Source organism: Monashia sp. HAY1-5C (genome assembly GCF_056755255.1).
This window is the reverse complement of sequence record NZ_JBPGXG010000299.1, coordinates 1-334: the sequence shown is the minus strand read 5'-3', so window position 1 is coordinate 334 and position 334 is coordinate 1. Positions and strand designations below refer to the sequence as shown.

The 334-nt window shown below is 62.9% G+C and carries 2 pseudogenes; both read left to right on the top strand.

The features are described 5' to 3' along the window. A pseudogene (locus ACR9ZK_RS21755) lies at positions 1-91 on the top strand (amino acid ABC transporter permease); the annotation flags it as partial. Next, a pseudogene (locus ACR9ZK_RS21750) lies at positions 88-334 on the top strand (amino acid ABC transporter permease); the annotation flags it as partial. The pseudogenes ACR9ZK_RS21755 and ACR9ZK_RS21750, both read left to right, overlap by 4 nt.

Here is a 334-nt window from a genome sequence, read left to right as displayed (position 1 = left end):
CCTCGGGGTGGCGTTCTTCTACCTCCTGATCACGGTTCCCCTGGGCCTCCTGGCGCACTTTGTTGAACGAAAGGTGGCGATTGCCCGATGACCTCGGTCCTGTACGACGTCCCCGGGCCCAAGGCCCGCCTCTACTCGCTCATCGGTTCTGCAGCAGGAATCCTGATCATCCTCGGTGTCCTGGCCATTGCCGTTACAACCCTGGCCCAGCAAGGAATCTTCGACGCCGACCGTTGGGAGATCTTCTACGGTCCCATGGCGCCGGATGTTTGGAACCTGATCGGCCAAGGCATCCTCTCCACCTTGGCCGCCGCCGCCGTGGCCGCGATCATCG